The sequence below is a fragment of the Paraburkholderia edwinii genome, from assembly GCF_019428685.1.
Classification (GTDB): Bacteria; Pseudomonadota; Gammaproteobacteria; order Burkholderiales; family Burkholderiaceae; genus Paraburkholderia; species Paraburkholderia edwinii.
In genome coordinates this window covers 46,284-61,266 of record NZ_CP080095.1, presented here as the reverse complement: position 1 = coordinate 61,266, position 14,983 = coordinate 46,284, and the positions used below count along the sequence as shown (strand labels likewise).

The 14,983-nt window shown below is 65.2% G+C and carries 7 protein-coding genes; 5 read left to right on the top strand and 2 right to left on the bottom strand.

Going from position 1 to position 14,983, the window contains the following annotated elements; genetic code table 11:
• Positions 1 to 21: 21 nt before the first annotated feature.
• The 5 genes from KZJ38_RS00240 (at position 22) to KZJ38_RS00220 (ending at position 10,033) form a co-directional block, all read left to right on the top strand.
• Positions 22 to 5,076, top strand: a complete 5,055-nt coding sequence (locus KZJ38_RS00240; RefSeq protein ID WP_219798253.1) for a response regulator — start codon at positions 22 to 24, stop codon at positions 5,074 to 5,076.
• Between the two features lie 68 nt (positions 5,077 to 5,144).
• The gene (locus tag KZJ38_RS00235) at positions 5,145 to 5,801 is read left to right on the top strand and encodes a DUF2239 family protein (RefSeq protein WP_219798252.1); all 657 of its coding nucleotides are present in this window, start codon (positions 5,145 to 5,147) and stop codon (positions 5,799 to 5,801) included.
• Between the two features lie 419 nt (positions 5,802 to 6,220).
• Positions 6,221 to 7,525 carry a solute carrier family 23 protein gene (locus KZJ38_RS00230; RefSeq protein ID WP_219798251.1) on the top strand — a complete coding sequence of 435 codons (1,305 nt, stop codon included), beginning with the start codon at positions 6,221 to 6,223 and terminating at the stop codon, positions 7,523 to 7,525.
• Positions 7,526 to 7,969: 444 nt separating this feature from the next.
• The gene (locus KZJ38_RS00225) at positions 7,970 to 9,247 is read left to right on the top strand and encodes a sensor domain-containing phosphodiesterase (protein ID WP_219798250.1); all 1,278 of its coding nucleotides are present in this window, start codon (positions 7,970 to 7,972) and stop codon (positions 9,245 to 9,247) included.
• A gap of 42 nt (positions 9,248 to 9,289) precedes the next feature.
• Positions 9,290 to 10,033: a copper homeostasis protein CutC gene (locus KZJ38_RS00220; RefSeq protein WP_219798249.1), complete on the top strand. Its 744-nt coding sequence runs from the start codon at positions 9,290 to 9,292 to the stop codon at positions 10,031 to 10,033.
• A 36-nt stretch (positions 10,034 to 10,069) separates the two neighbouring features.
• On the opposite strand, the gene KZJ38_RS00215 is transcribed toward KZJ38_RS00220, so the two are convergent.
• Together KZJ38_RS00215 and KZJ38_RS00210 are read right to left on the bottom strand one after the other, a co-directional pair.
• Positions 10,070 to 13,897, bottom strand: coding sequence for an indolepyruvate ferredoxin oxidoreductase family protein (locus KZJ38_RS00215; protein WP_219798248.1), 3,828 nt, complete (start codon positions 13,895 to 13,897; stop codon positions 10,070 to 10,072).
• A gap of 254 nt (positions 13,898 to 14,151) precedes the next feature.
• Positions 14,152 to 14,952: an ion channel gene (locus KZJ38_RS00210; protein ID WP_425518378.1), complete on the bottom strand. Its 801-nt coding sequence runs from the start codon at positions 14,950 to 14,952 to the stop codon at positions 14,152 to 14,154.
• Positions 14,953 to 14,983: the final 31 nt, after the last annotated feature.

The window sequence follows — 14,983 nt, the reverse complement described above, 5'->3', positions numbered from 1 at the left end:
GGAAGTCAGGAGAAGGCGTTGATGAAAGCGGACAACTCGATGGCGGGCGTGAATCTGACCGGCGCGGCTCCGGCATTTCTGCGCGGCGGCGGCGAGATGGGCGCGCTGATTGCCGCCTACGACTGGTCGACGACCTCGCTCGGTCCGCCCGATAGCTGGCCGCAAAGTCTCAAGACAGCGATCCGCATCATGCTGACGTCGCGCCAGCCGATCTGGATCGGCTGGGGCCCCGACCTGCTGTTCTTCTACAACGACCCGTACAAATCGATCATTGGCGGCAAGCATCCGGTCGCGCTCGGGCAACCGACGTCGACCGTTTGGCGCGAGATCTGGCAGGACATCGGTCCGCTGCTCGACACGGCGCTCGCGGGCGTCGAAGGCACGTACGTCGAGCAGAAGCTGTTGATCATGGAGCGCAACGGTTACCCGGAGGAAACGTACTACACGTTCTCGTACAGTCCGGTGCCGGACGACGTGGGCGGCACCGGCGGCATTATCTGCGCGAACAGCGACGACACCGCGCGCGTGATCGGCGAGCGGCAGCTCACGCTGTTGCGCGAGATCGGCGCATCGACCACCGATGCGCGCACCTGGCTCGAGGCATGCGAGTTCGGCATGCGCGCGCTCGGCAACGATCCGCGCGATATTCCGTTCGCGATGTTCTATTCGAGCGAAGCCGGCAGCGACAGCGTCACGCTGACCAGCGCGTGCGGCATCGCGGCCGGCCACCCGGCCGCGCCCGCGTCGATGCATGCGGGCAAGAACGCGTTATGGCCGTTCGCCGAAGTGCAGCGCCGCCAGACCGTCAAGGTCGTGACCGATCTTGCCGAACGCTTCGGCCCATCGCTGCCTGGCGGCGCGTGGTCGCAGCCGCCGACGCAGGCGGCCGTGCTGCCGGTGCAGCCGAGCGGCGAACGCGGCCGCGGCGGCGTGCTGATCGTCGGGCTCAATCCGTTCCGCCTGTTCGACGATGGTTACCGCGCGTTCCTGAATCTCGTCGCGCGCCAGATCGGCGGCGCGATCGGCTATGCGCACGCCTACGAAGAAGAGCGCCAGCGTGCCGAAGCGCTCGCCGAAATCGATCGCGCGAAGACCACGTTCTTCTCGAACATCAGCCACGAGTTCCGCACGCCGCTCACGCTGATGCTGGGACCGCTCGAGGAACTGCTTGCGGATCCCGAAGCGGGCAGCGGCGACCGGCGCGAGCTCGTCGAAGTCACGCATCGCAACAGCCTTCGGCTCCTGAAGCTCGTCAACGCGCTGCTCGATTTTTCGCGGCTCGAGGCGGGCCGCATCCAGATTCATCGCGAGCCGACCGATGTCGCCGCGTTCACGGCCGAGCTTGCGTCGCTGTTCCGCTCCGCTATCGAATCGGCCGGCATGTCGCTGGTGGTCGATTGCGCGGCGTCGCCGCGGCTCGTCGAGATCGACCGCGACATGTGGGAAAAGATTGTGCTGAACCTGCTGTCGAATGCGTTCAAGTTCACGCTGTCGGGCACGATCACCGTCAGCGTGAAGCCGGCGCCCGGCGACGGCGTCGAGGTGTGCGTGTCGGACACCGGTATCGGCATTCCGGGGCACGAGCTGCCGCGTCTGTTCGAGCGCTTTCACCGTGTCGAAGGCGCGGCGGGCCGTTCGGTCGAAGGCAGCGGGATTGGTCTTGCGCTTGTGCAGGAGCTCGTGCGGTTGCATGGCGGGGAGATTCGCGTCGACAGCAAGGTCGGCGTCGGATCGTGTTTTACGGTTGCGTTGCCGGACGGCAGTGCTGGAGCCGGCGCCGGTACTGCTGCTGCCGGTGCCGGTGCTGGTGCCGGGTCCGGTGTTGCTGCTGCCGGCGCCGCGCAGCCGGCGCAAGCCGGGCGCGGTGTGTCGGCGCAAGCCGTGCAACCGAAGCCAGCTTCGACCAGCAAGCAGGCGCAATCGTACGTCGACGCCGCGCTGCGCTGGCTGCCCGACGGCGCGGCCATGGGGCCCGCCGATGCCGAGCCCGACATCGATGCCGACGACGCGTGGCGCGTAGCCGCCGAGGGGCTCGACGGGACCGCGACGGCGCCGGCCGACGGGCGCGCGGCGCGGGTGCTGATCGTCGACGACAACGCGGACCTGCGCGACTACATGCGCCGCATTCTGAGCGCGGCCGGGCACGACGTGCGCGTCGCCGACGACGGCATCAGCGCGCTCGACGCGATCCGCGCGGCGCCGCCCGACCTCGTCGTATCGGACGTGATGATGCCGCGCCTCGATGGCTTTGGTCTGCTGCATCAGCTGCGCGCCGATCCTCAGCTGCGCGAAACGCCGGTGCTGCTGCTGTCGGCGCGCGCGGGCGAGGAAGCGAAGGTCGGCGGCCTCGAATCGGGCGCCGACGACTATCTGACGAAGCCGTTTTCCGCGCGCGAACTGCTCGCGCGCGTGAGCGGCAATCTGCAGCTCGCGCAGTTGCGCCGCGAGACGCGCCAGCGCTATGCCGATGAGACGCGCACGCTCGAAATACTGAATCGCGTCGGCACCGCGGTCGCGGCCGAACTCGACCTGAACCGCGCCGTGCAGGTTGTGACCGACGCGGCCACCGAACTGACGGGTGCCGCATTCGGCTCGTTTTTCTACAACGTGAAGGACGAACACGGCGGCCGCTATACGCTCTACACGCTGTCGGGCGTGCCGAAAGACACGTTCTCGAAGTTTCCGATGCCGCGTAATACGGCCGTATTCGGCCCGACCTTCAACGGCGAAGGCATCGTCCGTTCCGACGACATCACGAAGGACCCGCGTTACGGCAGGAACGACCCGTATCACGGGATGCCGGCTGGTCATCTGAAGGTGACGAGCTATCTCGCGGCGCCGGTCGTGTCGCGGACCGGCGAAGTGCTCGGCGGCCTTTTCTTCGGTCATCCCGAGCCCGGCGTATTTACGACGCGCTCCGAGCGGTTTCTCGCGGGCATCGCCGCGCAGGCCGCCAGTGCGATCGACAACGCGCGGCTCTATCGCGCCGCGCAGGACGAGATTGCCGCGCGCTCGAAAGCGCAGGCCGCGCTGCACAATCTCAACGAAACGCTCGAAGCGCGCGTCGCCGAAGCCGTCGCGGACCGCGACCGCCTGTGGGAGCTGAGCGAAGATCTGCTCGTCGTGGCCGGCCTCGACGGTTCGCTGCAACGCGTGAGTCCATCGTGGACGCGCGTGCTCGGCCATCCCGCATGGGCGCTGACGTCGCAGTCGTATTTCGACCTGATCCATCCGGACGACCTGGAATTCGTCAACGCGCGCATCCACGACCTGCGCGTGACCGGCGTGCCGATGCGCTACGAAAACCGGCTGCGGCGCAGCGACGGCAGCTGGTGCTGGATTGCATGGACGCTTGCGCTCGACCCGCATACCGAGCGCATTCACGGCGTCGGCCGCGACGTGACCGCCGATCGCGAAACGCAGGAAGCGCTGCGTCACGCGGAAGAAGCGCTGCGCTTCGCGCAAAAGATGGAAGCGATCGGCAAACTGACGGGCGGCGTCGCGCACGACTTCAATAACCTGCTGCAGGTGGTCGGCGGCAATCTGCAACTGCTGGCCGAAGACGTCGCCGGGTCCGAGCGGCCCGCGCAGCGCGTGCGCAATGCGCTCGCCGGCGTCGCGCGCGGCGCGAAGCTCGCCTCGCAACTGCTCGCCTTCGGCCGGCGCCAGCCGCTCGCGCCGAAAGTGGTGAACCTCGGGCGTTTCGTGCGCGGCCTCGACGATATGCTGCGCCGCGCGCTTGGCGACGGCATCGAGATCGAGACGATCGTGTCGGGCGGGCTCTGGAATACGCTCGTCGATCCGTTCCAGGTGGAAAACGCGCTGCTCAATCTCGCGATCAACGCGCGCGACGCGATGGACGGCCAAGGCAAGCTCACGATCGAAGCGGGCAACGCCGCGCTCGACGACGCCTATGCGAAGCGCAATGCGGACGTGCTGCCGGGGCAATACGTGATGGTGGCGGTGACCGATACCGGCAGCGGGATGACGCCCGAAGTGCGCGATCATGTGTTCGAGCCGTTTTTCACGACCAAGCGCGAAGGCCAGGGCACGGGCCTTGGCCTCAGCATGGTGTACGGCTTCGTCAAGCAGTCGGGCGGGCATGTGAAGATCTACAGCGAGCCGGGCCAGGGCACGACGATCCGCCTGTACCTGCCGCGCGTGCGCCAGGAAGAAGACCTCGAAACAGAAATCGACGTCGGGCCGTCGAAGGGCGGCGCGGAAACGATCCTCGTGGTCGAGGACGATGAGGATGTGCGCACGACTGTCGTCGAGATGCTGTCGAGCCTCGGCTATCACGTGCTGCGTGCGAAGGATGCGCAAAGCGCGCTGGCGATCGTCGAAAGCGGCGTGCCGATCCATCTGCTGTTCACCGACGTCGTGATGCCGGGGCCGCTGCGCAGCACCGAGCTTGCGTGCAAGGCGCGCGAACGGCAGCCCGCGATCGCGGTGCTGTTCACCTCCGGCTATACGGACAACGCGATCGTGCATGCGGGGCGGCTCGACGAAGGCGTCGAACTGCTGAGCAAGCCGTACACGCACGAAGCGCTCGCGCGCAAGATCCGCCATACGTTGCGCGTGCAGAGCGGGAAGGGCACGAAGGGCGCGGGCAAAAAATCCACGCTGCAGGCGGAAGACTCGCAGACGGTGACGCTTGTCGACCGCAGCCGCAACGAGACCTTCGACGCGGTGCGCGGGCTGCGAATTCTGTTTGTCGAAGACGACGAAATGGTGCGCGCGAGTACTGCCGAGGTGCTGCGCACGTTCGGGCTCGATATCTTCGAAGCGGCCGGCAACGACGACGCGCAGCAGGTAATCGCCGCGCAGCCGGTCGACGTGCTGCTGACCGATATCGGTCTTGGCGCGCACTCGGGCGTCGATCTCGCGCTCGAGGCGACACGACGCCAGCCGCATCTGCGCGTGATTTTCGTGAGCGGCATTCCGGTCGAGCTTGCGCCTGCGCAGCAGGCAGTGCTCGGCCACGCGCTGCATTTGCGCAAGCCATACGACCCTCTCGATCTGATCAACGCGCTGCATGCGTGTGTATCGAGTGATCCGAGAAATTTACCCGGGTAATATTGCTTTTCAATTTATACCCGGATAAAATTCGAGCGACTTATCGTTCTTTTGAGGAGACGCTCGAGATGACCATTCACCTTCCCCCAACCTGCACGGCCTTTGAAGGCGTCAAGCGGATCGCGTCCGGGCCATTGCGCGACGTTGCCGCCGCAGTCAAGCGCGCGCACGATCGCGCGAACGGCGAGACGGACGGCCAGCCAAACGGTGAGCCGAACGGCGAGCCGATTCTCGTGTTCGACGACGCGACGAGCCGGCCGGTCGAGTTCGACCTGCGCGGCAGCGTCGACGATGTGCTTGCACGGCTTGCGGACGACGGCGCCGGCGGCGCCGAACCGGCCGCGGCTGCCGGCCAGGACAGCGAGCCAGCGGTGCGCGGTCGCGGCCGGCCGAAACTCGGCGTGGTGGCGCGCGAGGTCACGTTGTTGCCGCGTCATTGGGAATGGCTGAACGCGCAGCCGGGCGGCGCATCGGTGGTACTCAGGAAACTCGTCGACGCCGCGCGTCTTGTGGGCGGCGACAAGGAACGCGTGCGACTCGCGCAGGAGGCGGCTTACCGTTTCATGACCGCGATGGCCGGCAACTTGCCGGATTACGAGGAGGCGACGCGCGCGCTCTATGCAAACGACCGCGCGCGCTTCGAGCAAAAGATTGCCGGCTGGCCCGGCGACGTTCGCCAACATGCGGCGAAGCTCGCCGCTGCTGCGTTCTGCGAAGTAACTTGACGAAAGCGGTGACGAAAGCGATGGCGAAAAAAAACCGCTCGCACCGGGGAGCGCGAGCGGAAAGTCGGAGAGTTACAACATCGCTTACGCTACTCATGGGGTCGCGCAGCCAAAGCAGTGTAGGGGTGCACCTTCGTGTCGATAATCAGACTAGTCCCAAAGAATCTGGGCTGCGGTCGCACGCTGAGCGGGCAAGTGCTTAATTTCGTGGCTTAGCGCTTAGTCCGGTCCCGTGCAAGATGGGGTTACTTGCCTTGTCAGCGGAATTGCCTCTCCGTACACTCGCGCCTAGCTCAGCGGCGCATATCAGCCATCCTATGCGGCCGATCGATGCATCGGCCATAACCCGCCCATGGCCAATCACATGGCCAATCCATAACCAGACCAACGTTCACGCCGTACAGAGGAGAACCCCCGCAATGGCCGATTCCTACTTTCCCCGCTGGCGCCTTCAGCGACGAAGCGAAGGCCGCATCATCGCGACCGACGAGCGGCTGCCATTGCCGCAGATGTTCGCAATGGGTATTCAGCACGTCGTCGCGATGTTCGGCTCGACCGTGCTCGCGCCGCTTTTGATGGGCTTCGATCCCAATCTGTGCATTTTCATGTCGGGCATCGGCACGCTGTGGTTCTTCGTCGTCACGGGTGGCCGCGTGCCCAGCTATCTCGGGTCGAGCTTCTCGTTTATCGCGCTCGTGATCGCGGTGACGGGCTATGCGGGGCACGGTCCGAATCTGAACGTGCCGCTTGCGCTCGGCGGGATTATCGCGTGCGGGATCGTTTATATGATCATCGGCGCGGTCGTCGCGGCGCTCGGCACCGCCTGGATCGAAACGCTGATGCCGCCGGTCGTGACCGGTTCGATCGTGGCTGTGATCGGTCTGAATCTCGCGCCGATTGCCGTGAAGGGCGTCAGCTCGTCCGCTTTCGATTCGTGGATGGCGCTCGTGACCGTCGTTTGCGTCGGTGCAGTCGCGGTGTTCGCGCACGGCATGGTGCAGCGGCTCTTGATTCTCGTTGGCCTGCTGATCGCTTACGCGATCTATGCAATCGTCGCGAACGGAATGGGCATGGGCATGCCGATCGATTTTTCGATCGTTGCGCACGCGCCGTGGTGGGGCATGCCGCGCTTCGCGGCGCCCGTGTTCGAGGCGCACGCGATGGCGCTGCTCGCGCCGGTCGCGGTCATTCTGGTCGCGGAGAACCTCGGCCATATCAAGGCAGTGGCCGCGATGACCGGACAAAACCTCGACCGCTACATCGGCCGCGCGTTTATCGGCGACGGATTTGCGACGGTGGTGTCCGGTTTCGCGGGCGGCACGGGCGTGACGACTTATGCGGAGAACATCGGCGTGATGGCGGTGACGAAAATCTACTCGACGCTCGTGTTTGTGATGGCCGCCGTGATCGCGTTGGTCCTCGGCTTTTCTCCTAAATTTGGCGCAGTGATTCAGACGATTCCCGGGCCTGTGCTCGGTGGCGTATCGATCGTCGTGTTCGGTCTGATTGCGGTGACCGGCGCGCGGATCTGGGTCGTCAACAAGGTCGACTTCTCCGACAACCGTAATCTGATCGTTGCCGCAGTCACGCTCGTGCTGGGCGCCGGCGACTTCTCGTTGAAGATCGGTGCGTTCGGGCTTGGCGGCATCGGTACCGCGACGTTCGGCGCGATCATTCTCTATGCGCTGTTGCGCCGTAAGCCTGCGCAGGAATCCGTGGTCTGAGGTTTCCGGAGCACGCGTTGAGGCGCTCCGCATGAGGGCGCCTCGCATCGAACCTGCGGGCGCTGCCCTGCCTTGTCGAGCGTCGAACGTCGATCTTCCGTTCACCCTGGTTGCCGCTTGCGATTGCGCGCCTAAGCTGAAGTAGAGCGCGTCCTTGCATGCCGGCGGCGACACTCTCCTTTCCTCGGATTACAGACGACTCACCGTCACACGACGCATACGACGCACCGTCGCAGTGCGTCGCGCCCCAGTTCGACCGCGCAAACCTTGCGAGCGGTGCAAGCGCCGCGACGAAGCACGCGCGAAGGTGCGCTACCGTGCGCATGGAGCTTGCTTGAAGAGCTTCAGCTATTGCACAGTTGACGCACGCACATTCAGACACGGGGCCCGCGGGATCGCATTCATCAGGTTGGATGCGGCTTCGCTCTCGCGAGAGAGGAACGCATGACCACAGCGCAACAGGAAAGAACGGCCGCGGCGCCGCATGGTTTCGAATTGAGCATGACCTCGGGGCTGCAGCGCTTCTCGGTGCAGCACGGCGGCCTCACCTTGACGAGCGTATTCCAGCCGATCTTCAGTCTGTCGCATATGCGCGCAGTCGGCTATGAGGGCCTGCTGCGTGCGCACGATGCGTTCGATCGTGCTGTTTCGCCGGTCGACGTATTTGGCGAAGCGGCGCGTGTCGGCGACGTGCTGCACGTCGACCGGCTCGCGCAGGTGCTGCATATGGAAAACTTCCGCATGCTCGGCGCCGAGCGCGAGTGGCTGTTTCTCAATGTGCATCCCGGCGCATTGACCGACCCGTATCAGTCGGCGTCGCTGCTCGCGAATCTGCGGCGGCTCGATCTGTCGCCGCGGCGCATCGTGCTCGAAGTGCTCGAGCAAAGCGCCGAAGACGTCGAGCATCTTGCCGATGCGGTACGTCAGTTCCGCGAGCGCGGCTTTCTGATCGCGCTCGACGACTTCGGCGCCGGTCATTCGAATATCGAGCGCATCTGGCAGCTGAATCCCGATATCGTGAAGCTCGACCGGATCATGCTGTCGCAGGCGGCGCATCGCGCCGATGTCGCGGCGATCCTGCCCGGCCTCGTCGCGTTGCTACACGAAGCGGGCAAGCTCGTGCTGATCGAAGGCGTCGAGACCGAGCACGAAGCGCATATGGCGCTCTCATGCGATGTCGACTTCGTGCAGGGCTTCTTTTTTGCGCGGCCGGCACCCGGCATTGCCGATAGCACGCACGCGGCGTCATGCATCGGTGAACTGAGCGAGCGTCACCAGACGCTCGCCGACGCGCGCGAGCGGCAAGCGGCGAACCGGCTTGCGCCGTATCTGCGCGCATTCGAGCGCGCGGCCGAACGGCTCGCGGCCGGCGAGCCGCTTGACGAAGTGTGCTGGAACTTCCTCGCGCTCGACGATGCGGCGCGCTGCTACGTGATCGATGCAAAAGGGCGGCAGTCGGGGCGCAACGTCGTGCTGCGCGCGGATCGCGCGTCGTACGAGACGCGCTTTCTGCCGCTTACGGACGCGCAGGGTGCGAACTGGCTCAGGCGTCCGTACTTTCGCACCGCGATCGATGAACCGGGGCGCGTGCATATGACGCGGCCGTATCTGTCGATCAACGAAGCGATTCCGTGCGTGACCTTATCGGTCGCGACGCAGATCGCCGACCGCACCTGCGTGCTGTGCGGCGATATCGACTGGCGAGACGACGAGCGGTTCTGAGATCATGTCGTTCTTGACGACGACATCTTCGAAAGCCGAGCCATGCCCGATTCCCGTACTGAGCCGCGCGCCGCGCAACGCATCCTGCTCGAAGTTATCGCCACGACGGTGGCCGATGCGAAATCCGCCGAAGATGCCGGCGCCGACCGGCTCGAACTGATTACGGCGTTCGGCGAAGGCGGACTGACGCCGAGCATCGGCATGGTCGAAGCGGTGGTCGATGCAGTGCGCATTCCGGTCAATGTGATCGTGCGGCCGCATAGCCGGTCTTTTGTGTTCGATGCCGACGACTACGCGGTGATGCTGCGTGACGTACGCGCGATTGCTGCGGCGCGTGCGAATGGCATCGTGATCGGTATGCTGACGCCGACGGGCGAGATCGATCGCGATGGGCTTGCGCGTGCGGTCGATGCGGCCGATGGCGTGTCGATTACGTTTCATCGCGCGTTTGATGAAGCGCGTGATTTGCAGCAGGCTCTCGATGTGTTGCTCGGGTTCGATTCGGTGAAGAACGTGTTGACGTCGGGCGGTGCGCCATCGGTGCTGCAGGCGGAACCGACGATTCGCGCGCTGGTGGCGCAGGCGCGCGGTTCACATTGCACGGTACTGGCGGGCGCGGGACTTACGGTCGATGCGCTCGCGAGCTTTGTCGCCGCGACCGGCGTGCGTGCCGTGCATTTTGGTAGCGGTGTGCGGGTGGGCGGTAATGGGCTCGCGCCGATTGATGCCGAGCGAGTCGCGCGCGCGAGAGCGTTGCTCGATGTGGCGGCCGCAGGCGGCGATTGAGCGCGTTATCGAGCGTGCGCGTTTGGCGATGTGCGCTCACCTCGCCACCACCACCGGAATTCCCTTCAACGCTCCCGCGCCCTTCGCGTCGTCGAGCGCGTGTTGCACCGCTGCGCCGGTCGCAGCTTCAACGCCGACGCGCGCAGCGAGTTCACGTTCGCCGCGCTTTACCGCGACGAGATTCGCCAGCTTCACATGACCATATCCGCGCACACGCGAATGCAGTTCCGCCAGCTGCGCGATGTCGCTCGCGTTATCGACGGTGAGAACCGTCATCGCGCGTTCGATCGTCGCCTGATAGTCGTCGGCGAGTTGCCGTTCCATCCGGCGCTCGGCCGTGCGTCCGAACGGATCGAGCGGCGTGCCGCGCAGGCTGCGGCATTTCGCAAGCACGCGCAGCACGGGCCACATCCATTGCCCGAACGTCTGTTTGCGCGGCTGCGTGGTTGGCGGGCTCGCACTGGCGCCGTTGCCACTACCATTGCCGCGCGCCGCGCGCGACAACGCCGGCGGCGCCATGTTGAACTTCACGCGAAAATCCTTGCCTGCGACGCCTTCGAATTGCGCTTCGAGTGCGTCACGGAACGCCGGATCGGCGTAGAGACGCGCGACTTCATATTCGTCTTTCACCGCCAGCAGGCGATAGAACGTGGTGGCGACTGCGCGGCTCACGCGCTCGCTCGACGCGCGTGAGTCACCCGATGCACCCGACGCACCCGACGCACCCGATGCACCCGCCGCACCCGATGCACCCGCCGCGTCCAATGCCCCGAACGCGCGCTTTTCCGCAATCCGCACCGCATCCACCAGCGCGCGATAACGCGTCACATACCCGCGCCCTCCGTACGCAGCAAGCCGCGCTTCACGATCCGCGATCAACGCATCCAGCGTATCCAGCCCATCGGCCGCCTGCGCTTCAGCAGCGCCAGAGCGCTGCAGCGCCGCCCCCGCATGCCGTTGCTGCCACAACATCTCAAGCGCCGCCGCGTCGCCTGCTGCCATCCGCCCGATCGAAAACGCGAGCTGGTTCATCGGCACCGCGACGTTGTTGAGCTCGATCGCCCGCATCATCGCCTCTAGCGAAACCGGCACAAGCCCCAGCTGCCACGCAAAGCCCAGCATCAGAATATTCGCGCCGATCGTGTCGCCGAGAAAACGCGTCGCAAGTGCCTGCGCGTCGCACGACGCGAGCCGTTCGCTGCCCGCCGCGTGGCGCATCTTGTCGAGCAACGCGTTCGCATGCAGGTTCGCATCGGGATTGCGCACAAACGCGGCATTCGGAATTGCATGGGTATTGACGACGATGCGCGAGCGCCCATGCCTTACCGTCTGCAGCGCTTCAGCGCTTGCGCCGACCACCATATCGCACGCCAGCAGCACATCGGCCTGCTGCGTATCGATGCGCACCTGGTTCAGCCATTCGTCACGCGCGGCAAAGCGCACATACGACAGCACCGAGCCGCCCTTTTGCGCAAAACCCATGAAATCGAGCACTGACGCGCTCTTGCCTTCGAGATGTGCGGCCATGCTGATCAGCGCGCCAACCGTCACGACGCCGGTGCCGCCGACGCCCGTCACGAGGATGTCGTAGGGCGCCGCATCGAGCTTCGCGGCCGGACGCGGCAGCGCATCGACGCGCGCGGCAAGCGCATCGACGTCGAACGCGACACCTGCGGCCTTCTTCAACGCGGCGCCTTCGATCGTGACGAAGCTCGGACAAAAGCCGTTCACGCACGAATAGTCCTTGTTGCACGACGACTGATCGATGCGGCGCTTGCGGCCAAGCGGCGTCTCGACCGGTTCGACCGACAGGCAGTTCGACTGCACGCCGCAATCGCCGCAGCCCTCGCAGACGGCTTCGTTAATAAAGAGCCGCTTGTCCGGATCGGGGAATTCGCCTTTCTTGCGGCGGCGGCGCTTTTCGGCGGCGCAGGTCTGGTCGTAGATCAGCACGGTCACGCCGTCGATGTCGCGCAGTTGCCGTTGCACGGCATCGAGTTCGCTGCGGTGATGGAACGTCGTGCCCTTCGGGAAAAGCCCGTGATGACCGTCGTATTTCTCCGGCTCGTCGCTTACGACAACAAAGTGCGATACGCCTTCGGCTTCGACTTGCCGCGCGATCTGCGGCACCGAAATGCTGCCGTCGACGGGTTGCCCGCCCGTCATTGCGACCGCGTCGTTATAGAGAATCTTGTAGGTGATCGTTGCTTTCGCCGCGACCGCCTGGCGGATCGCGAGAATGCCCGAGTGAAAGTAGGTGCCGTCGCCGAGGTTCTGGAACACATGGCGTGTTTTCGTGAACATCGAGTGCGCGGCCCAATCGACGCCCTCGCCGCCCATCTGGATCAGCCCCGTCGTATCGCGCTCCATCCACGACGCCATAAAGTGGCAGCCGATGCCGGCCTGCGCGATCGAGCCTTCGGGAACCTTCGTCGACGTATTGTGCGGGCAGCCCGAGCAGAAGTACGGTACGCGCCGCACCGCGTCGGCGTCGTTCGAGAGGATCTGCGGCGCGACGAGATCGACGACGCGCTCGCGTCTGTCGAGCGCCGGTTTATGGCGCGCGAGCCAGCTCGCGAACACCGGCAAGATGCGCGACGGCCGCAATTCGCCGAGCGCCGACAACAGCGGCGTGCCGTCTTCCGCATGCTTGCCGACCACGATCGGCCGCGCGCCGCTGTGCCGGTTGTACAGATAGTCCTTGATCTGCTGTTCGACGACCGGGCCTTTCTCTTCGATCACGAGCACTTCAGTCAGGCCGCCGACGAAAGCGTCGATGCGCGTCATCTCTAAAGGAAACGACAGACCGACCTTGTAGATCCGCACGCCGGCCGCATCGAGATCGGCGGCGGTCAGATCGAGGCGGCGCAGCGCTTCCATCAGATCGAGGTGCGCCTTGCCGCACGTGATAATGCCCACGTTCGCGTGCGGGCTCGGCGCAATCCATTTGTCGATGCTATTGATGCGCGCGAAGTGCCGCACGGCGTCGAGCTTCGCGGCGAGGCGCGCCTCGATCGCGAGGCTCGGCAGATCGGGCCAGCGGTTGTGCAAACCGCCTTCGGGCATTCCCCCCGGCATTCCTTCACGCATCGCGAAGTCGGCACTGACGGTCCAGTCGGTGCGCAACGCGTCGAGGTCGACGGTCGAGCCCGATTCGACGGTCTCCGAGATCGCCTTGAAGCCGACCCAGGCGCCCGAGAAGCGCGACAGCGCCCAGCCGTAAAGGCCGAACTCGAGCATGTCGGCAATATTCGACGGATTCACGACCGGCATATGCCACGCCATCATCGCGAAGTCACTCTGATGCGGCATCGACGACGACACGCAGCCGTGATCGTCGCCGGCAACCACGAGCACGCCGCCGTGCGGCGACGAGCCATACGCGTTGCCGTGCTTCAGCGCGTCACCGGCGCGGTCGACGCCGGGGCCTTTGCCGTACCACATCGCGAACACGCCATCGACGGTCCGCTCAGGATCCGCCTCGGCGCGCTGCGTACCGAGTACCGCGGTGCCGCCCAGTTCTTCGTTGATGGCGGGCAAGAAGCGGATATCGTTCGCGGCGAGCAGCTTGCCGGCTTTCCACAATTGCTGATCGACCATGCCGAGCGGCGAGCCGCGATAGCCGCTGACGAAGCCGGCCGTGTTGAGCCCACGCGCCTGGTCGAGCGCGCGCTGCATCAGCACGAGGCGCACCAGCGCCTGCGTGCCGGTCAGGAAGATGCGGCCACGCGTCGCGGTCAGGTTGTCGGAAAGACGGTAGTCGGCGAGCGCGGGCGTGCCGTCCGAGGCGCGGTGCGAGGTGCCATTCGCGGTGACGTCGGGGTTTGCCCCCGGATTCGCCTCATCAGGCAGACGAGCGGTCATGGGGAGTCTCCATTTCTTGTATCCGCATGTGCCGCCGATGCGCGCAATCGCACAACACCGGCAATGCAGCGAAAGAGACTCTATTTTTTAGCGCCGATTGAAGAGATTTTTTGCTAGTTTCGCGCGATGATCGGGCGGCTGCGCGATGGCGCGGGCGAATTCCGCCTTTTTTGAGATAAATCTGCCGAGGCCCGCGAGCTCGCCGCGATGAGCGCCCCGCTGAGCGCGCTTGCGGCTCGAAACCACCACGCCGGTTACGCCTGCTCCGACCGGATCGCCTCGGTAGCCGCGAGCGGCTCGAACGGCTGCACGTCGTGAAAGCACGTGTAGTCCACGTGACTGATGCCGTTCTCTTCGCGTATCACATCGACATAGCGGTGCTGCCAGCAGATATCGCTGCACGGCCACGCATAGCGTGCCTGCATGGTCTGCGCGGTGTTCTCGTCGGAACCTTCTATCGTGGCCAGCACCTGGGCCTCCTGTTTCGCGAGCGACTCGGCAGTTTCACCGAAGAGCGGACTTCTTTCGTCGATTACGTGCATGAGGTTCCAGCCGAACATGAACAGCGGATGCTGGTCGCGCACGAGTTCAAGATCGCGAATCCGCCGAATGCGATAACCCTCGGACGTCGTTTCGATGCGCATCAGCCGCAGGCGGGCGCGCGCTTCGGCAATCACGTTCTGCCGGGCGTTGGCCGCGCGCACCATCAGCGTCGCGCGGCCATCGACCGGATGCACGACCGCGAGGCGCGCGAACATGATGTGCGCGCGCGGCCGCGAAAAGCGTGCGAACACGAGTCCGGTGGCCAGCGCAACGCCCGACATGCCGACGAAAATTTCGAGCGTCGCGACGAGGTGCGCGTAGACCGTCCGCGGATGCATGTCACCGTAGCCGACCGTGGCGAGCGTTTCGACGCTGAAGAAGAACGCGCCCGTGAAGCCCGGCGGAGACTGATTCGCGATCGATGCCTGGCCGAGCATGTAGAGCGACGCGAACGCGGTGTTGAGCACCAGAAACAACCCCGCGAGCGAGGCGAAGAACGTGGGCCAGTTCATCGTCAGCGCGCGGTGATAGAAATCCCGCCAG

Bases quoted from the DNA above. Each gene is read 5' to 3' on its own strand.
- KZJ38_RS00235 (WP_219798252.1), top strand. From the start codon at position 5,145: ATGACCATTCACCTTCCCCCAACCTGCACGGCCTTTGAAGGCGTCAAG.
- KZJ38_RS00215 (WP_219798248.1), bottom strand. From the start codon at position 13,897: ATGACCGCTCGTCTGCCTGATGAGGCGAATCCGGGGGCAAACCCCGAC.
- KZJ38_RS00220 (WP_219798249.1), top strand. From the start codon at position 9,290: ATGCCCGATTCCCGTACTGAGCCGCGCGCCGCGCAACGCATCCTGCTC.
- KZJ38_RS00225 (WP_219798250.1), top strand. From the start codon at position 7,970: ATGACCACAGCGCAACAGGAAAGAACGGCCGCGGCGCCGCATGGTTTC.
- KZJ38_RS00240 (WP_219798253.1), top strand. From the start codon at position 22: ATGAAAGCGGACAACTCGATGGCGGGCGTGAATCTGACCGGCGCGGCT.
- KZJ38_RS00230 (WP_219798251.1), top strand. From the start codon at position 6,221: ATGGCCGATTCCTACTTTCCCCGCTGGCGCCTTCAGCGACGAAGCGAA.
- KZJ38_RS00210 (WP_425518378.1), bottom strand. From the start codon at position 14,952: ATGAACTGGCCCACGTTCTTCGCCTCGCTCGCGGGGTTGTTTCTGGTG.